This is a genomic window from Bacillus sp. NPDC060175 (assembly GCF_042728695.1).
Classification (GTDB): domain Bacteria; phylum Bacillota; class Bacilli; order Bacillales; family Bacillaceae_G; genus Bacillus_A.
The window spans coordinates 14,563-31,710 of record NZ_JBHWYR010000056.1 but is presented as its reverse complement, the minus strand read 5'-3'; the positions used below and the strand labels follow the sequence as shown (position 1 = coordinate 31,710).

Genomic DNA, 17,148 nt, shown 5'->3' with positions numbered 1-17,148 from the left:
TTTATATAGAAACTACTTAAGAAATTTCATGTACATTGTTATCTTTATGATTTCTTATCTAATTGATAAGAGATCATGTTATATTTTTATAACAGGGGTGAATTAGAATGACTGAAACTTTAAAGACACTTATAATGCTTGATGCTACTTACGTTATTATAGCAATTATGACGGTACTGGTATTTGTATACTTGGAATTAAAATCTCAGTAACGTATGCAGGCGTAATTGATAGCTTCACATTTAAATATAGCTAGAAGAAAGCGAGGAGGAAATTGTTTCTCCTCGCTTTTATATTCCCACAGTTTCTTATTTCAACAAATCCAATGTATGTAAAAGTAATCCCCTGTCCCCTACTTCTCCATGACCAGGCACTACTAAGTTCATATTTCCATATCGGTTCAACACATTTTCAATTGATGTGGACCATTCATTTACATACGCATCAGCAACATTCCCTAAATCTTTCGCTTCAGCAGATTTCACTAAACAGCCTCCAGCTAAAATTTTATATTGTGGTAACCATACAACAATATTATCTTCTGTATGACCTTTCCCCGGATAGAACGTTTCTACTTTCATATTTCCAAACTTCATATTCGTAATTGTTTGCAAGTCTCCAAGCGGCTCATCATATCCATTTTTCTTTGCTAATTCTGCGGTTAATGCTGTACTATGCGCTTTAATCCCTCTCTCTTTCAACGTTTTCATTCCACCAATTCGATCAGCGTGCGCATGTGTAATAATGACATCCGTTACGCGCTTCTGGAATTTCTTTTCTACCATCTCTATTAGTTCCTTCGCTAACTTATCATCCCAAGAAGAATCGACAAGTACTAACCCTTTAGAAGTATTAAGAACTAGACCGTTCGAAGGAACTGCTTCTCCATTAAAATAACCTAACTCCGTATGGACCCATACATTTTTATTTAACTGAGAAATTGAAATAGTTCCTGTCTCATTCTTTATTATTTTGTTCTCTACCTTTTGTTCTGCTTGTACAGAAGAAATTGTGCTAATAAATTGAGTTGCTCCTAGTAAACTAACACATAACCCTATTTTTAATAACGTATTCTTTTTCATCCTTATCAATCCTTTCTTTCAAAATAAATAGTTATTACCTATAATAGACAATTCATTCCAAAAGTTTGTTCCATCTTTTCTTACATATTTTTCATGCGATTAATAAAAAAGCGTACAAAATTCTGTACGCTTTAAAACTTAATCTTCTTTTTACCATTCACGCTTTTTATTAATTTTCATTTTTTCTTCAAACGCCTTCTCTAAATCAATTTCTAACTTGTTTGCTAAATCACATACATTCCAAATTACATCAAACATTTCTAAACCAATCTCTCTTTTCGAATCTTGTATTTTATCACGCTTTAATATAACTTCCGCTAATTCACCTAATTCTGCCATCGCATACATCGTACGCTCTTCAATTGTTGTATGCTGGAACCCTTTTTCTTTACTGAAACTCGATACATATTGCTGGAATTCCGAAATATTCATATGTAATCTCCCTTCATCGTAAATATCTCATTTTTAATAAACTTAAAATCAAAATTGTATTTTGTTAAATTATAACATTCATACTATAATTTATTTATAGCCCATTAACGGAGGTGTTTCTGGTGACTCTCTTCGCATATCCATCATTATTCATAATAGCAATTATTTCATTTGCACTAGCTTATTTCATCGGAGTAAAACAATACACTTGGCTCTTATCAGGATTCAATGAACGCCGTGTACCTGATAAAGTGAAACTTTAATCATTGGGGGTTTTGTTCATCCCCCAATGATTATTAGTTGAACCAATCGGGCGTTTACGGGCAGTGGATCTCCCGCCTAACTTCTTTGCCCTAGCTGAAGTTTGAGGCGGGAGTCTTACTACCCGTTAATGCGGGACAGAATGAAGTTATCAAAAATAGTTGGTCTTTATAATCTAATTGCTGGTGTCATTGCTACAATCGGTAGTGTCTTCACTACTCCTAATGTCAAAATCATTATTCCTATCATTGTAATTGGACACTTTATAATAGCAATTTATGTAAATACACGTATGATTCATTAAAAAAAGATCATCCAATTGGATGATCTTTTTCATAATTTATCTACATATTGCTTTGCTTCTAGTATTGAAAAACCAAATGCTTCTCTTACTCTCTTAACTGCTGTAATCGTTTTTCCATCTTCCACAAGCTGACGCAATTCTTTATTAATCTCAGGTTCTCTTTCTACAATTCCCATTTCTTTCGTAATCAGTTGTAATTTATCCTCAATCCTCTTTAAACGCACATCATTTTTCTTTTCGATTTTATTTAATTTTTCAGCGATATACATAAATCCAAAAGCCACAATTGGCATGACAATCCAAAATTCCATGACTGCTCCTCCTTTACTAGCTTTCATATGTTTTATTTAAGTAATTTATGCAAATTTTACCACATGACACATTTAATGTATAATAGTAATATACAACACTATTAATAAAACCTTTTATTTTAGGGGGACACTTTATGAAAAGATTTTTGAATACACTACTACAATTTGTAGTTCTTTCAATCGTACTACACTTATTATTTGATATAGTTGGTTGGCTTGTTTTCAATGCACCAATTAAAAATAAAGAAATCATTATTTCCTTAATAACAACCTCATGGCTTATATACATGTACCGAGATAAATTTTTTAAAGCATTCACTTCGAATTAAATTAAAATAAGAAAACACTTCATCGATAAAAGGTGAAGTGTTTTCTTTTTCTCTCATTCTCTCTATTTACTAATGTATAATAAAACTAATATTCTGTTTTTTGAAAGAAGGGAGCTATTATGAACTTGAAAATTAATAATATATACGAGAAAATGAACCAATATTCCGTTGCAGGTTTAAGTCTTGCTGTTATACATGATGGCAAACTAGACGAAACGTCTGCCTTCGGAACACTTGAATTTGGAACAAATAGAAATGTCACTACAAATTCCATCTTTAACTCTTGTTCTATTAGCAAATTCATCACTTCAATGCTCGTACTAACGTTATCAGATCAAGGAATCGTACATTTAGATGAAGACGTAAATGATAGACTCACATCTTGGAACATCCCTACCAATCTATTTACTTCACAGAAAAAAGTCACGTTACGAAACTTATTAAGTCACCAATCTGGAATCATTGACCCTCCCAATAGTTTTGAACATTATACACTTGCAAAAGGACTACCTAACATGTCTGAACTCCTTGCTGGTAAATCATTATATTGCCCAGTACCTATAGAAGTAAATTATGAACCAGAAAGTGAATTTCACTACTCGGACGCAAATTTTTGTATAATCGAACAACTACTTGAAGATATTACAGGGAAATCATTTAATCAGTTACTAGAAGAACATATCTTCCAGCCACTACAAATGAAAGACAGTACACTCTTCTCCCCCGAAGACATAGATAAAACCGACGCTTTTTCTTGCGGGCATAATAAAGATGGAACTGTAACAAATGAGAAATATCCATTTTATCCATTCGCAGCAGCTTCAGGAATTTGGACAACACCATCCGATTTATCAACTTTAGTAATCGAACTCATTCATTCCTTGCAAGGAAATGGAAAACTAAAACTTTCTCAAAAAACAGTTCAAGACATGATTTCTCCTCAAGGCTGCTCAAAATGGACTGGGTTAGGTATTTTTCTAGATGATTCTAATGAAGACTTACAAATTTATTCACTTGGCTGGGGCGTTGGATTCCAATGTATGATGGTTTGCTATCCTTATAGAGGTAATGGGGCTGTTATTATGACAAATACAGACTTAGGTGTTCATCAAATGGAGGGCATCATTGGTGAAGTTTTAAAAACACTATCCTTATAATGAATTAGACATATATAAAGAAAGAAGCTGATTCCCCCAGCTTCTTTCTTATATAACATTTTTCGCAACAATTTTTATATGTTCCGGTGCGATAATTTCCGTTATACTTTCTTGAAAATCTTCACGCAACATTTCTTCAATATGTTCTAGTTGTACTTCAACATGAGTACATTCTAAATTATGTATGTTTAATAATGCATAATGATCTTTTTTCTTAATTACTAAATATTGATTTTCCTCTGTTACGAGCATTGAACCTAATCGGGCTCCTAGTAGGCGTTGATCATCAAACTTCATAATTGCTTCTCCTTCCTTCACATAAATGAAATCAAAATGAAAATAATTATATTTATGGATAATACTCTTTTTTAGACTATATCATAATTTACTAAAATATAAATATCATTTTTCCTTTTAATAAAAATTCCTATTCTTTCATATATTTCGATACAAAAAACTTTCTCAACATAAAATTAGAATTTTCAGTTTTTATCCTTGTGAAAATCTATTATAATAAAGTTAATAAATGTTTGACCTCTCCTAATTCATGTACATATGGATGATCAGTAGTTGCTGCTACTGATCTATTTTTTTGATTTACAATATATCTTCAAAATAAAAAAGAGTAGTTCATTATTTGCTGAGCTACTCTTCATTCTACTCTCCCAGTCCTTAATGCAACTGCCCAATCATGTCGACCACTATTTTCAGCTAGTTGAGCCGCTTCTTCCCAATTATAAGAAACAGATATTTGTTCAACTAGCCAATCTTGTGCATTTTTTTCCATTATTACATACTTTGCATGTGGTGTTCCCGATTCCATTTTATGCACAACCGGTAGCTCATCTTTGTATGCCGGAAGTCCTACACTCCCCGGATTTATAATTATCTTTCCATTTGCTAAATAAACCACTCTAGGAATATGCGTATGTCCACATATTATTATTTTTTGCTCAACATTTTGGAGTTGATCCATTATAATTTTTTCATTCTTTAATACCGCACCATCTTCAGTCATCTCTTCTAACAAATACACCTCATCTGAAGTCGGTGTACCATGACAAAATAAAATATCGTCTACAATAAATTGTGACGGATGTTGTTTTAACCAATCTATATGATTATTTGTTAATTGATTTTGAACAAAAGTTAGTGTAGCAGACTGCTCTTGTATAGGTTCCCAAAGCATGCGATCACAATTACCCTTAATATGTATCATCTCGTTATTCATTAATATTTCAATTGTCCCTAAAGGATCTAACGGCCCATACACACTATCCCCTAAATTGATTATCATTTCGGCCTTGCGACGTTCAATATCTTTTAATACTGCTTTTAATGCGTGACTATTCCCATGAATATCTGAAATTATAGCTATTTTCATCTAAATCCCCACTTTAATATATTATTTATATACATCCGCCGCCAATTCCCTCAAAATATCCACATTCATCACTTCAAAGCATCCATTGTTTTTCTGTATTATCCCTTTATCACAAAAGGTATTTAATGTTCGTAATAAATGTCGATAACTTGTTCCTAACAATTCAGCTATCTCCGTTAAATTCCCACTAAATACAATTCTATTCCCGTGTTGTACCTCCCTTTCTCCAGCTACTAACATGTAACTCGCGAGTCTATTTTCAAGTGGATACAGTAAATTAATTGTACTATTTTTTGAAAGACGATTTAATTTGTGGGCTAAAGAACCGCAAATGCATCTTAAAAATTTCGCATCATGAAACAACTGATTTCTAACTTTCCCTAAAGGCAAACCAACACAATAAGAATCTGCCATAACTTGTACGTTTGAAGTGATTCTTTGAGAGTGAATTAACTCTACATCTCCTAGCAACTGCAAACTGTCATAAAAACATAATAATACAGATTTCCCATTACTTAATGTATTAAATGCTTTCGCTTTTCCTTCAACAAAAAAATATAAATAGTCTATCTCTTCGTTTTCTCTGCAAATGAACTCATTCTTTTTAAAAAATATAAGTTCCATATATGGTTTCATATCACTACTAAAAAATGAATCAATATTATTTCGTTTCATATACTCTGCTAATTTATTAGAATTACATACTTTCTTCATAGTCCCCCACCTTTACAACTACTCCCCATTGTAAACAAAATTTTCTTCTCTCACTATGACATATGTCATAGTAATACACAATTTCAGCATGATACAGTCATTACAAATATGAAATATAAAAAGGGGATATTACATTGTATAACTTTCTTTCTGTCTTTATTGGTGTACTTATTGCCATTATGCTCCCATTGAATGGGATTTTATCTGAGTTGATTGGCAATTATACAGCGAGTGTTGTCATTCATCTTGTAGGTTTAGTAGCAGTTATTTTCGTGCTAGTCCTTAACAAAAATAAAATTCACTTTGAAAAAGGTATTCCGCTTTATTTATATAGCGCTGGAGCGATTGGTGTATTCACTGTTCTTTTTAGCAATGTAAGCTTCTCTGCTCTTGGTGCCTCTATTACTATCGCATTAGGCTTACTTGGTCAATCTATTGCTTCTATCGTAATTGATCATTTCGGTTTATTAGGTATGAAAGTTGCGAAGTTTGAAAAGAAAAAACTAGTTGGGTTATTATTCATCTCTTCTGGAATTATTATCATGACAATTTATTAATGGGGGCAAGAATATGTTATATATTTGTATCGCTATTTTAGTTGGAGTATCCATCGTTGTTGCTAGAATTATTAACGCGAATTTAGCAAAGAAAATTGGAAATTGGGAAGGTACGTTTTTTAATTATATTACTGGATTATTTTTCTCTATGTTATTTTTAATTTTCAGTTCAGATTCGTTGTATATTTCTAGTCATACACTGCAATCCATACCTATCGCTGTATACTTAGGCGGATTAGTAGGCGTTATCGTTATCTCATTATCAAACTATATTACTCCTAAAATTCCAGCATTTTATTTAACGTTACTCATCTTTATCGGACAATTATTTACGGGGACTATCATTGATTTCTTCTTGTCACACGAACTCTCAATAGGCAAAGTTGTGGGTGGAATTTTCGTATTAATTGGGCTTACTTACAATTTACTCGTTGACCGCCCTATAAAAACCGTGAAGCATAATCACGTTCAACTATAATACTTTACGCTTACCTATCATATATTAATAGAAAAGCTCTTCACATGAAGCAATAGAGAGGAGAATATCCTATTAAGAAAATCATTTTACTGCTAGGTAGCGCATTCATTTTTTTTGGAATCGTATGGTTTTTAAACTCTGGAAAATCTATTCAAGATTTCTATACAACAAATAAACCGAAGAAAAAAGCTACTATTATTTCAACTCAAAGAGAACCAGATGCACCTCCTATTTTTTTAGGAAAACAGGAAATAAAAGATATACATGTAGAGTCAATTAAAACAAAAAAGGATATCTTTCTCACAAAAACAGATGAGTTGAAAACATTCATTAACAGTATGGACACAGCAAAAAAAGGCGATTTAACGCTAGATGAAGAAGGTTCTGATTTAGTAGATTGTAACATGTGGATTACTTTCCAAGATGGGACTTATAAACAATATTTAATTTGGATAGTAGATCACAACAGTAGTGAAGTCATGATTGCCCAACAAAACTCTCCTGATGACGTAGATCTTACTTATTATCAATTAAATGAAGGTAATTCGAAAAAAGTATATAACTTATTTAAAAAGGTTATTTAATAGAAAAAGTCATGAGCTACTAGGCTCATGACTTTTTCTATTTATATATATTGAGGGAATACTTTACAGCTCTTTTCCTGCTCTATATCATGTCCAAAGAAAACAATTGGGTTCTCTTTCCTAACAACTTCTTTTAAACGTTTAATTGAAGATAAAGCTAATTCCGAATCAACCCCCGCGAACGGCACTTCATCTTCAAAATTCTCTTTCGTATACGATGCATCGATCGTTAATAACACTGGGCCAGAGTTCTCCGTCTCAATGAATAGTGACTGATGCCCTGGGGTATGTCCTGGTGTATACAATAATTGAACACCTGGTACGACTTCATAATCCCCTTCAATGATTTTGTAGTTTAAATTCGGCAATATACATTCTTTCATATATTCTTCTCTATGAAGGGCTGCCTCATATTCAGCACGCTGCACAATAATCGGTGTATTTGTAAAAGCGCCATTTCCTCCCGCATGATCAAAATGCAAATGAGAGCTAATAATATAAAGAAGGTCGTCCGGCTCATATCCAACGCGCTTTAAAATATTTATGATTCTATCTTCTTCAGTCATTTTCGGTAAAATCTGTCCTTCAACAAATGTACCGTTGAAAAGATCTTCGTTATTAACCGCACTTTCTGGCATACCTGTATCTACTAAAATAGGCCCCTCTTCTGTCTCCAACAAATAGCACCATACAGGTAAGTTCAATAAATTCCCCGGTGTGAGCGTACTATTAACAGAAGAATGATCTAACATACAACGACCTGCTGGAACGAAATAAAGCTTCTTTACTGTCATTATGTATCCACCTTTACATTTAGTTTTGAATAAAACAATATAGTAAAGAATTCCTCTTGTTAGAAATAAACTCCTTCTCACTTTTCATTGTTTCAACTATTATTTTTTAGTTGTTCACAACTTTCCATTACATTGTCAATTACTATTCTTTCCCCTCCTAGCAGTCGAGAGTAATAAAACAGCTGTTTGTATTTTGAAATAAAGTTCGATAATTTACAAAAAATCCTATAAGGAATACAGAAACAAACACTAGTTTAAAAATGAAAAAGAATACACGCTTAAACGAATTTTAGACATAAAATAACCGACTACCTACATGTCGAGAAAAGGAGTCGGCTATTTTGCTTGTTTATTATTCATTTACAGGCTCTTATATGCGGCGAGCAAGGATTATAAAAGATAATATGCTATTTTATTTCACTGAAATATTTCCATTATGTGTGGTTAATTTAATTAGATTTTCTCCCTCTCCAATAACCGCATTCCCTTTATATTTATCCAGGATATTTGCTCTGCCATTATCGACAGAAACATTAAATTGAACATTAGTTGGTTCTTTTTCGGTTTCAATATTGATTTTTCCATTGTAAGTCGTAAAATTAAGATTTCGATCAAGTTCATTTGTTTTAAGAGTAAGACTTCCATTCTTAGATTGCCCCTCTATTTCACCTTCAACATGATCTAGCATTATTCGTCCATTATTCGATTTCACATGAATATTTTGCGCCATTATATCTTTAAAGTCCATAATTCCATTGTTTGCTTCCGCAATAACTTTTTGCGAATTGATCTCTCTTAATTCAACACGCCCATTGCTTGTATTGATATTAAAATGTGTTACGTTTAGTTTTTTGGCAGAAACGTAGCCATTATTATTGGAAACTTTTAATGAATCATATTGCTTTTCAGGCAGATAAACATTTAATGTTAATGGGGCCAATACTTCGGAAATGTTGAAGTTAAACCATCTCTGTTGTTTTTCTTTGTATGAAATAAGAAGCGTCGAATCTTTATCATCCGTAATCAACGTTCGTTTTATGTTAGGATTAACTTCCCCATCTAATGTTATTTTAATGTTACTATCTGTTGTAGGATAGGTGTTAACACGAACATTATTCGTATCGATAATGACGCTTGACACATTATTATTGTTAATGACCTTTTCTTCTGAAATTGGTACTGCAGCAATTGAACGAAAAGTGAGTAGACTTCCTATAATCCCGATAATGAAAATAATACCTGCAATGATGGAAAGATTCTTTTTATTTATCATGCTTAAAACCACCTTTTACTAGTGCTATATTAAACTTTAAATAACGAACAAATCCATTCTTTGCTAACTTCGTTAAATATAACATAACGAGTACAATGAAATATCCAAGTCCACAAAGTGCTAAAGAAACGAAAAGGTTAAATAGCAAGAAGGTATTTGGATGCATAATAGTATCAACAATAACAAGTAATGGTGAACCTAAAAATGAGATTCCTAGAATCCATCCCGAGAAAATCAATGCGGCTAAGGTAATTGCAGGTCCAAGCACGATTAACAAATTGAAAAAACCTAATCCAATTGCTGCCCAAATTGCCCGAAAAACATTTCCTGTTGTTGCACTTGCTGTTACTTTCTCAATATGATAATCTGCTAATAACTCTTTGGCGATTTGAGCTGGAGAACCTAATGAAGCTACAATTTCTTCTTCACTTTTCCCTTCCTCTAATCCGAAAGTAAAATGTTCTTCATAATCTTTTAAAATGTCTGCACGCTCTTTTTCAGATAATCTTTTTAGAGATGCATTTAATTGTTGTAAAAATTTATTTTTCGTCACTACGTACACCTTCTTTTATTAATTGATTGACACCTTGTGAAAACTCATTCCATTCCTCCAAAAGTTGATACAAATACGTTCTACCTTTATCTGTCAGTTTATAATACTTCCTTGAAGGCCCTTCTGAAGACTCCTGTAAATACGTTGTAAAATATTCTTCCTTGGTTAATCTACGAAGAAGCGGATAAACAGACCCTTCTGATATTTCAATTTGATTGGAAATATTTCGAACTAATTCATATCCATAACGGTCTTGCTTATCGAGTAAGACAAGCACACAAAGTTCTAAAACTCCTTTTTTAAATTGTACATTCAATTTTCATTCACCCTATTCTAATTGACATTCACTACTATTTATTATTCAGTACCATTTTATAATAAGTACTCGCAAATATAATATACCACTTAGTATTATTCATTGCAAGGTACACTGGAAAAATAAGTATAACTTAAGAATTAATGCTATGACGCTTATACAATCAAAGCGATTGCTTTTCTCTTCCAATCGAAAAACCCTAAATGAGGCTTAATCAAACCTTTTATAAAACGGAAAGGAGTCCACTTTTTTACATAATGACACTTTACCTACTATAATAAAAAAGAACAGACTCTTACTTTAATGGAGGGAATAGAAATGAAAGCAATTGGTTTACATGAATACTTACCTATTGAAGAAGAAAACAGTTTAATTGATATTGAAGTTGAAAGACCTGTTGCCACAGGAAGAGATATGCTTGTTAAGATTAATGCGATTTCCGTTAACCCAGTTGATACAAAAGTCCGATCCCCGAAAGATAAAAAAGAAGATGTAGCAAAAATACTTGGCTGGGATGCTTGTGGTGTTGTTATGCAAACTGGTGAAGGTTGTACGTTATTTAAAGAAGGCGATGAAGTATTTTACGCTGGAAGCATTACGAGACAAGGTACATATAGTGAATACCATCTAGTTGATGAAAGAATCGTTGGTAAAAAACCCAAAACGTTGAGTGATGCTGAAGCTGCAGCACTTCCTTTAACAGCCATCACAGCGTGGGAAGGTTTATTTGAACGTTTAGGGATTGATTACGCTAAGAAAAGTGAAAACACATTTAAAAACATTTTAATTATCGGCGGAGCTGGTGGTGTAGGTTCCATCGCAATTCAGCTTGCGAAATGGGCTGGACTAAATGTAATCGCAACTGCTTCACGCAACGAAACAATACATTGGGTTGAAAAATTCGGTGCCGATTATATAGTTAACCATCACCAACCTTTAAAAGATCAACTATTAGAATTTGGACTAAAAGATGTAGATTACATCTTCTGCTTAAATAATACAGACCAACATTGGCACGCGATGGGTGACATTATTAAACCACAAGGAAAAATTTGCTCTATCGTAGAAAATGAACACCCTCTTGAGATGGGAATTTTAAAAAGTAAAAGTGCTACATTCGTTTGGGAGTTTATGTTTACAAAAGCGATGTATGAAACTGGTGATATGAGTACGCAGCATGAACTATTAAACAAAGTGAGCGAATTATTAGATGAAGGTATCCTTCGTACAACTTTAAACGATACGTTAACACCTATAAATTCAGAAAACCTTAGAAAAGCACATGCATTACTTGAAAGTGGACGTACAATTGGGAAGATTGTATTAGAAAAGTTTTAATAAAAAAGTCCGATTTCTAAATAAGAAATCGGACTTTTTTACCTTTATTTACTTGAAATCTCTTGATCATTTTGAACGTCTAACGGAGCTCTCTTCCCTATTCCGAAAGCATAGAAACTAATTGTTACGATAGCTAAGAAAACAATACCTACAATTAGTGAAATACGAGTATCATCGTTAAACCACATTCCGATTAATACCATAATTAAAAAGGCAATTGTTAAATAGTTTGTAACAGGAGCAAATGGCATTTTGAATGGATGATCTTTCATCTCTGCTCCCTTTTCTTTTCTAAAACGCATTTGACTAATTAAAATAACAAACCATGGTACCATACCAGGAAGTACACTCGCACTATATACATATACGAATAAGTTTTTCGGTGCAATATAACTTAAAACAACACCAACCGCTAAACCGATAATTACACCAACTGTACCGAATAAAGGTACACCGTTATTAGAGATCTTCGTAAAGTATTTCGGTGCTTGTCCATTTACACCTAGTGTATAAAGCATACGTCCAGCACTATAAATACCACTGTTACAACCAGACATTGCGGCTGTAATAACAACGAAGTTAATAAGTCCCGCAGCTGCCGTAATACCAACTTTCGCAAAAGTTGCTACGAACGGACTACCAATTGAACTTAATTGATCCCAAGGATAAACAGTTACAATAACGAAAATAGCACCAATATAGAAAATTAGAATACGCCAAATTGTGCTTTGAATTGCTCTAGTAAGTGTCTTCTTCGGATTTTTCGCTTCACCAGCAGTAATCCCGATTAATTCCACACCTTGATATGCCCCAACTACAAGTGATAGCGCAAAGAAGAATCCTGAAAAACCACCTGTGAAGAAACCACCATTTTTCCACAGATTAGATATACCAATTGCTTCTCCTCCGTTCCCAATTCCAAAGAAAATGAGACCGAATCCGGCAATAATCATTAATAAAATCGTAACAATTTTAATCATTGCAAACCAAAATTCAAATTCACCAAATGACTTAACCGAAATTAAGTTAGCAGCACCAAGAATAACCATTGCGATAACACCAGGTATCCAAGCTGGTAAATCTGGGAACCAATATTTCATATATGCCCCAACTGCGATAATCTCTGACATCCCAACGATAACCCACTGGAACCAGTTACTCCACGCTGTCATATAACCAGCTAGCGGATGAATATACTTGTGACCAAATGTCGCAAATGAACCTGTGCTTGGCTCCATATACAACATTTCTCCCATGGCGCGCATAATGAAGAAGATGAAAATACCTGCAATTGCATATGCAAGCATTACTGACGGACCTGTCCATTTAATCGTGCTGGCTGACCCCATAAACAAACCGACACCAATTGTTCCGCCTAAAGCAATCATTTGAATATGACGTGCTTCTAAACCTCGTTTCAATTCTTTGTTTGCCACTTCATTTCCCCCTCTTAGATGATTCATAGCCGCATTTAAAGTAAGATGCTTTACCCTAATTCCTCTTTGGCTTGAAAATGATGAAACAAACGTCATTTTAGACTAACTTTAAAGCTATCCTAAAATCTTATTTTGCCTCTTATAAAATTTCCAAAACCCCTCATCTTCCTATTTTCTATAAAACTTAAAATTGCTTACTTCATATTAATTCATTTATCTGAAAAGTTCAATTATTTTTTCAATAAATCATTATACATAAATCTGATTAATTTTTAACTAAATTAACAATAAAATACATCTATTCAATATGATTCTAGTATGAATATTATTACAATATAAATAACCGAGGAGAAAGTATTCACCTCGGTTATTTATCACATACACATTAATATGTATTGTTTATACTACACTTTTCCACCATTTAAATGAATTTCATTTCCATTGCTACTGTCAATTTTAAATTCTATTTCCACATTCCCCATACGCTCTGTTCACATATCTGCCTGAAGGTTTAATATATTAGTAAAATTACTTCTCTTTGCATACCCAATACATCCGTCCAGTCTTAATCACTCAATTCTCATTTCTGAAAAGTGGTCCTTAGTAGTACAAAAACAAAAAAGCCCAGCAATTCATCACTGGACTTCTTCTTTATCTTCCAACAAAACTTCCTCATCAAAACGAACAAATTTACTCTGTACTTCCATTCCAGCTGCTTCATATACGCGAGGTGCTCCTGTAATATTCTCTGAATCTACATTAAATTTTCACTGATTGTTCTTCTTGATAGATAATTTCTCCATCAATAATCGTTGTTTCTACTTTTAAATCTTTAATTTGGTCTGGATTGACATTTAAAATGCTGTCATTTAATACAACTAAATCCGCTAACTTTCCGGCCTCTATACTTCCTTTTATCTCTTCTTCAAAACTCGCATAAGCGCCATTCAGGGTGTATAGTTTAATAGCTTCCATTACGCTTACAGATTGATTCACACCAATCTCCATCCCAGACTTACTTTTTCTATTAACGGCAACATGAATTCCTAATAAAGGATTATAATCAGTAACTGGCGCGTCCGAACTACCTGCTGCCATGATGCCACGATCAATAAAATCACGAACAGCGTACATGTGGTTAACACGCTCACCATAATGCCGTGCATATATCTCTCCAAATTCATATGGAAAAGGAGGATTTGGAATTGGAACTATCTCGAGTTTTTTCATTCTCTCTTGTAAATCTGGTGAAGAAATTCCCGCGTGCTCAATCCGATGACGGTGATTCTTTCTTGGTGATTCCTCTAGCGCCCTTTCTACACAATTCAAATACATTTCAATAGCTTTATCACCTTGTGCATGTACAGTGATTTGATAACCTTTTTTATGCGCTTCACCTAAAACTTGATAGATTTCTTCCTCACTATAATAAAGAATGCCATAATTGGTAGGGTCACTCGAATACGACTTACGGGTTGCAATTGTAGGCCCAGTGCTACTTCCATCTGTAAACAATTTAGCTGGTCCAACTTTAAATCTCTCATCTCCGGTACCAGTTACCACACCAGCTTCGACCATTTTATTAACAAATTCATGGGAGTTATTTATTTGACATATCATTGCATATATTCTGACACGAATATCCCTACTCTTCACAGCTTGTTGTAGTAAACGAAAACTCTCAGGTCCATCTCCACCTGCGTCATGTATACTCGTTATGCCAGCTGCAACGAAATGATTTGATGCAATTTTCACTGCCTTCATCAGTTCACTCTCTTTATAACTTGCAACCTCACTCATCCTCATATTTGCTGCTTCAATTAACCTTCCTGTAAGCTTTCCTGCCTGATCCTTTTCAATAACTCCCCCACTCGTGTTCGGTGTGTTCTCGTTAATTCGCGCAATTTCTAATGCTTTGCTGTTCACTACGCTTATATGGTGGCAAGTACGAGTTATAATAATAGGATGTTCAACTGAAATTTCATCCAGCTCAGTAATTGTTGGATAACGCTTTTCCTTCACAGCGGTTTCATTAAAGCCCCAAGCACGTATCCATTCACCTTTTGGCGTTTCTAATGCCTTCTTTTTCAGATCATCTAACAAAGCCTCGATAGAATCAATATGTTCAGCTTTACAACTGACAGCCAACTGATTTTGCCCATAAGAAATGAGGTGAAGATGGGAATCAATGAATCCAGGAAGAAGCGTTTTTCCTTGCAGGTCAATTACATTCGTTTTTTCTCCTATAAAACTCTTAACCTCCTGATTTGAACCAACAACTGCGATACGATTATCTTTTATTGCTACAGCTTCGGCCACTGTATTCTTTTGGTCTACTGTAATAACTTCTCCATTTATCAATACAACATCAGCTTTCATAAACTCAACCCTTTCGGAATTACTCTTTTAGAGTGATTCGTTCCATATTTAAAGATATATCTCTCGAGATGCTGTTCCGCTTTCCAGCAAAATTTATCAATAATTAATTACAGTTGAGCTAAACATTCTTTCATTGTTTTAACGATAAAAGTAAAGTCTTCCTCTGTGATGCTTAGTGGAGGCGCAAGCTGCAAAATATTATTGTAACCTGCAACAGTGTCACCATTTTTACCAATAATTAGACCTTTTTCTTTACAAGCATTGATGACTTTGTTCATCTTTTCAATAGAAGCCGGTTCTTTTGTTTGCTTATCCTCCACTAGTTCAATACCTAAAAGAAGGCCTTTTCCGCGAACATCTCCTACGTTTGGATGTTCTTTTACATCCTCTAGTTCATATAACAGTCGTTCACCCAATTCTTTGGAACGCTCAATGAGTTTCTCATTCTCCATAATTTCTAAATTTTTCAAAGCTAAGGCGCAAGCAGCAGGATTTCCTCCGAACGTATTTACATGGCGGAAGCGATCATAATCATCACTGCCTACGAATGCCTCATAAACCTCTCGTCTAACTGCTGTTGCTGACAAAGGAAGATACGCACTTGTAATACCTTTTGCCATTGTAATGATATCTGGTTTAACGCCATAATTCATAAATCCAAATGGCTTCCCAGTCCGGCCAAATCCACATATAACTTCATCACAAATGAGCAACGCACCGTGCTTCTCGCAAATTTCTTTTACTTTTTCCATATATCCATCAGGAGGCATCAAAATGCCGCCCCCGGTAATAATCGGCTCCATAATCACGCCGGCTACTGTTTGACTTAACTCCCATGTCATAACACGATCGATTTCATCAGCACTTGCCAGTGTACGAACATCATCTGGATTGCGATACGTATCAGGCGGTGCTACATGCAAGAACCCTTGTCCGAGTGGTTCATATTTATACTTTCGCTGTGCTTGACCTGTTGCCGCAAGAGCCCCCATTGAGTTACCGTGATAAGCACGATAGCGTGAAATAAACTTATAACGTGCATGATCACCTTTTTGTTGATGGTATTGACGAGCAATTTTAAACGCCGTTTCATTTGCTTCCGATCCACTGTTAGAAAAGAAAATGACATATTCATCATCAAGCCATTCATTCAATTTCTCTGCTAATTTAATAGCAGGAACATGACTTTGTGTCAGAGGGAAATATGGCATTTCTTCAAGCTGTTCAAAAGCCGCCCTTGCAAGCTCCTTTCGTCCATACCCAACATTCACGCACCAAAGACCGGACATGCCGTCTAAATAACGGTTTCCATCAATATCCGTCACCCATGCTCCTTCTGCTTTTGTAATAATTAAATTCGTTGGATTAGGAGATGCTCCTTTCATTGCATGCCAAAGGTACTTTTCATCTGCTTGTTTCAAACTTTGTGTTTGTTCTGTCGCTTGCACAATCACCAACTCCATTCT

At 34.2% G+C, this 17,148-nt stretch carries 19 protein-coding genes and 3 pseudogenes; 8 read left to right on the top strand and 14 right to left on the bottom strand.

From position 1 onward, the window contains the following. Window positions 1–308 precede the first annotated feature (308 nt). Together bla2 and ACFWDE_RS22740 are read right to left on the bottom strand one after the other, a co-directional pair. A complete protein-coding gene (gene bla2, locus ACFWDE_RS22745; protein WP_377894881.1) occupies window positions 309–1,082 on the bottom strand; it encodes a BcII family subclass B1 metallo-beta-lactamase in 774 nt (257 codons plus the stop codon). A 150-nt stretch (window positions 1,083–1,232) separates the two neighbouring features. After that, window positions 1,233–1,514: a MazG nucleotide pyrophosphohydrolase domain-containing protein gene (locus ACFWDE_RS22740; protein ID WP_377894879.1), complete on the bottom strand. Its 282-nt coding sequence runs from the start codon at window positions 1,512–1,514 to the stop codon at window positions 1,233–1,235. Between the two features lie 122 nt (window positions 1,515–1,636). Between ACFWDE_RS22740 and ACFWDE_RS22735 the strand changes: the two are divergent. Further along, a pseudogene (locus ACFWDE_RS22735) lies at window positions 1,637–1,774 on the top strand (DUF3784 domain-containing protein); the annotation flags it as partial. Window positions 1,775–1,911: 137 nt separating this feature from the next. Continuing rightward, window positions 1,912–2,079 (top strand): annotated as a pseudogene (locus tag ACFWDE_RS22730) (DUF3784 domain-containing protein); the annotation flags it as partial. Between the two features lie 29 nt (window positions 2,080–2,108). Here ACFWDE_RS22730 and ACFWDE_RS22725 read toward each other — a convergent pair. Then, a complete protein-coding gene (locus tag ACFWDE_RS22725) occupies window positions 2,109–2,390 on the bottom strand; it encodes a hypothetical protein (RefSeq protein ID WP_377894877.1) in 282 nt (93 codons plus the stop codon). A gap of 134 nt (window positions 2,391–2,524) precedes the next feature. On the opposite strand from ACFWDE_RS22725, the gene ACFWDE_RS22720 reads away from it, so the two are divergent. Then, window positions 2,525–2,719: a hypothetical protein gene (locus ACFWDE_RS22720; RefSeq protein WP_377894875.1), complete on the top strand. Its 195-nt coding sequence runs from the start codon at window positions 2,525–2,527 to the stop codon at window positions 2,717–2,719. 119 nt (window positions 2,720–2,838) lie between these two features. Beyond that, on the top strand, window positions 2,839–3,876 hold the full coding sequence (locus tag ACFWDE_RS22715; protein ID WP_377894873.1) for a serine hydrolase domain-containing protein: 1,038 nt from the start codon (window positions 2,839–2,841) through the stop codon (window positions 3,874–3,876). A 48-nt stretch (window positions 3,877–3,924) separates the two neighbouring features. Here ACFWDE_RS22715 and ACFWDE_RS22710 read toward each other — a convergent pair whose 3' ends face one another. The 3 genes from ACFWDE_RS22710 to yeiL all read right to left on the bottom strand — a co-directional run bounded on the left by ACFWDE_RS22710 (window position 3,925) and on the right by yeiL (window position 5,974). Then, window positions 3,925–4,173 carry a hypothetical protein gene (locus ACFWDE_RS22710; protein WP_377894871.1) on the bottom strand — a complete coding sequence of 83 codons (249 nt, stop codon included), beginning with the start codon at window positions 4,171–4,173 and terminating at the stop codon, window positions 3,925–3,927. A gap of 355 nt (window positions 4,174–4,528) precedes the next feature. Beyond that, window positions 4,529–5,260: a metallophosphoesterase family protein gene (locus ACFWDE_RS22705; protein ID WP_377894869.1), complete on the bottom strand. Its 732-nt coding sequence runs from the start codon at window positions 5,258–5,260 to the stop codon at window positions 4,529–4,531. 21 nt (window positions 5,261–5,281) lie between these two features. Next, entirely contained in the window at window positions 5,282–5,974 is a 693-nt protein-coding gene (gene yeiL / locus ACFWDE_RS22700) for a transcriptional regulator YeiL (protein ID WP_377894867.1), read from the bottom strand. Between the two features lie 134 nt (window positions 5,975–6,108). Between yeiL and ACFWDE_RS22695 the strand changes: the two genes are divergently transcribed. From ACFWDE_RS22695 to ACFWDE_RS22685, 3 genes are all read left to right on the top strand, one after another. After that, window positions 6,109–6,531: a DMT family transporter gene (locus ACFWDE_RS22695; RefSeq protein ID WP_377894865.1), complete on the top strand. Its 423-nt coding sequence runs from the start codon at window positions 6,109–6,111 to the stop codon at window positions 6,529–6,531. A 13-nt stretch (window positions 6,532–6,544) separates the two neighbouring features. Next, window positions 6,545–7,009 (top strand): DMT family transporter, encoded by a 465-nt coding sequence (locus ACFWDE_RS22690; protein ID WP_377894863.1) that lies wholly within the window; start codon window positions 6,545–6,547, stop codon window positions 7,007–7,009. A gap of 89 nt (window positions 7,010–7,098) precedes the next feature. Then, the gene (locus tag ACFWDE_RS22685) at window positions 7,099–7,593 is read left to right on the top strand and encodes a hypothetical protein (protein WP_377894883.1); all 495 of its coding nucleotides are present in this window, start codon (window positions 7,099–7,101) and stop codon (window positions 7,591–7,593) included. A gap of 41 nt (window positions 7,594–7,634) precedes the next feature. Here the strand turns inward: ACFWDE_RS22685 and aiiA are convergent, their stop codons facing one another. From aiiA to ACFWDE_RS22665, 4 genes are all read right to left on the bottom strand, one after another. Next, complete coding sequence (gene aiiA / locus ACFWDE_RS22680) at window positions 7,635–8,387, bottom strand: quorum-quenching N-acyl homoserine lactonase AiiA (protein WP_377894861.1); 753 nt, start codon at window positions 8,385–8,387, stop codon at window positions 7,635–7,637. Window positions 8,388–8,799: 412 nt separating this feature from the next. Further along, window positions 8,800–9,660 carry a DUF4097 family beta strand repeat-containing protein gene (locus ACFWDE_RS22675; protein ID WP_377894859.1) on the bottom strand — a complete coding sequence of 287 codons (861 nt, stop codon included), beginning with the start codon at window positions 9,658–9,660 and terminating at the stop codon, window positions 8,800–8,802. After that, on the bottom strand, window positions 9,650–10,213 hold the full coding sequence (locus tag ACFWDE_RS22670; protein WP_377894857.1) for an HAAS signaling domain-containing protein: 564 nt from the start codon (window positions 10,211–10,213) through the stop codon (window positions 9,650–9,652). The genes ACFWDE_RS22675 and ACFWDE_RS22670 overlap by 11 nt, the downstream gene beginning before the upstream one ends. After that, a complete protein-coding gene (locus ACFWDE_RS22665) occupies window positions 10,200–10,529 on the bottom strand; it encodes a PadR family transcriptional regulator (RefSeq protein ID WP_377894855.1) in 330 nt (109 codons plus the stop codon). Before ACFWDE_RS22665 ends, ACFWDE_RS22670 begins: the two co-directional genes overlap by 14 nt. A 318-nt stretch (window positions 10,530–10,847) precedes the next feature. On the opposite strand from ACFWDE_RS22665, the gene ACFWDE_RS22660 reads away from it, so the two are divergent. After that, complete coding sequence (locus ACFWDE_RS22660) at window positions 10,848–11,867, top strand: zinc-binding alcohol dehydrogenase family protein (protein WP_377894853.1); 1,020 nt, start codon at window positions 10,848–10,850, stop codon at window positions 11,865–11,867. A gap of 44 nt (window positions 11,868–11,911) precedes the next feature. Here the strand turns inward: ACFWDE_RS22660 and ACFWDE_RS22655 are convergent, their stop codons facing one another. The 4 genes and pseudogenes from ACFWDE_RS22655 to ACFWDE_RS22640 form a co-directional block, all read right to left on the bottom strand. Continuing rightward, the gene (locus tag ACFWDE_RS22655; RefSeq protein WP_377894851.1) at window positions 11,912–13,303 is read right to left on the bottom strand and encodes an amino acid permease; all 1,392 of its coding nucleotides are present in this window, start codon (window positions 13,301–13,303) and stop codon (window positions 11,912–11,914) included. Window positions 13,304–13,938: 635 nt separating this feature from the next. After that, window positions 13,939–14,070: pseudogene (locus ACFWDE_RS22650) on the bottom strand (GNAT family N-acetyltransferase); the annotation flags it as partial. Then, the gene (locus tag ACFWDE_RS22645) at window positions 14,063–15,682 is read right to left on the bottom strand and encodes an amidohydrolase (protein WP_377894850.1); all 1,620 of its coding nucleotides are present in this window, start codon (window positions 15,680–15,682) and stop codon (window positions 14,063–14,065) included. The gene ACFWDE_RS22645 and the pseudogene ACFWDE_RS22650, both read right to left, overlap by 8 nt. A 107-nt stretch (window positions 15,683–15,789) precedes the next feature. Further along, window positions 15,790–17,145, bottom strand: a complete 1,356-nt coding sequence (locus ACFWDE_RS22640; RefSeq protein WP_377894848.1) for an aspartate aminotransferase family protein — start codon at window positions 17,143–17,145, stop codon at window positions 15,790–15,792. Window positions 17,146–17,148 lie beyond the last annotated feature (3 nt).

Bases quoted from the DNA above. Each gene is read 5' to 3' on its own strand.
- ACFWDE_RS22715 (WP_377894873.1), top strand. From the start codon at position 2,839: ATGAACTTGAAAATTAATAATATATACGAGAAAATGAACCAATATTCC.
- ACFWDE_RS22740 (WP_377894879.1), bottom strand. From the start codon at position 1,514: ATGAATATTTCGGAATTCCAGCAATATGTATCGAGTTTCAGTAAAGAA.
- ACFWDE_RS22660 (WP_377894853.1), top strand. From the start codon at position 10,848: ATGAAAGCAATTGGTTTACATGAATACTTACCTATTGAAGAAGAAAAC.
- ACFWDE_RS22705 (WP_377894869.1), bottom strand. From the start codon at position 5,260: ATGAAAATAGCTATAATTTCAGATATTCATGGGAATAGTCACGCATTA.
- ACFWDE_RS22640 (WP_377894848.1), bottom strand. From the start codon at position 17,145: ATGGAGTTGGTGATTGTGCAAGCGACAGAACAAACACAAAGTTTGAAA.
- bla2 (WP_377894881.1), bottom strand. From the start codon at position 1,082: ATGAAAAAGAATACGTTATTAAAAATAGGGTTATGTGTTAGTTTACTA.
- yeiL (WP_377894867.1), bottom strand. From the start codon at position 5,974: ATGAAGAAAGTATGTAATTCTAATAAATTAGCAGAGTATATGAAACGA.
- ACFWDE_RS22675 (WP_377894859.1), bottom strand. From the start codon at position 9,660: ATGATAAATAAAAAGAATCTTTCCATCATTGCAGGTATTATTTTCATT.
- ACFWDE_RS22710 (WP_377894871.1), bottom strand. From the start codon at position 4,173: ATGAAGTTTGATGATCAACGCCTACTAGGAGCCCGATTAGGTTCAATG.
- ACFWDE_RS22645 (WP_377894850.1), bottom strand. From the start codon at position 15,682: ATGAAAGCTGATGTTGTATTGATAAATGGAGAAGTTATTACAGTAGAC.
- ACFWDE_RS22720 (WP_377894875.1), top strand. From the start codon at position 2,525: ATGAAAAGATTTTTGAATACACTACTACAATTTGTAGTTCTTTCAATC.
- aiiA (WP_377894861.1), bottom strand. From the start codon at position 8,387: ATGACAGTAAAGAAGCTTTATTTCGTTCCAGCAGGTCGTTGTATGTTA.
- ACFWDE_RS22725 (WP_377894877.1), bottom strand. From the start codon at position 2,390: ATGGAATTTTGGATTGTCATGCCAATTGTGGCTTTTGGATTTATGTAT.
- ACFWDE_RS22690 (WP_377894863.1), top strand. From the start codon at position 6,545: ATGTTATATATTTGTATCGCTATTTTAGTTGGAGTATCCATCGTTGTT.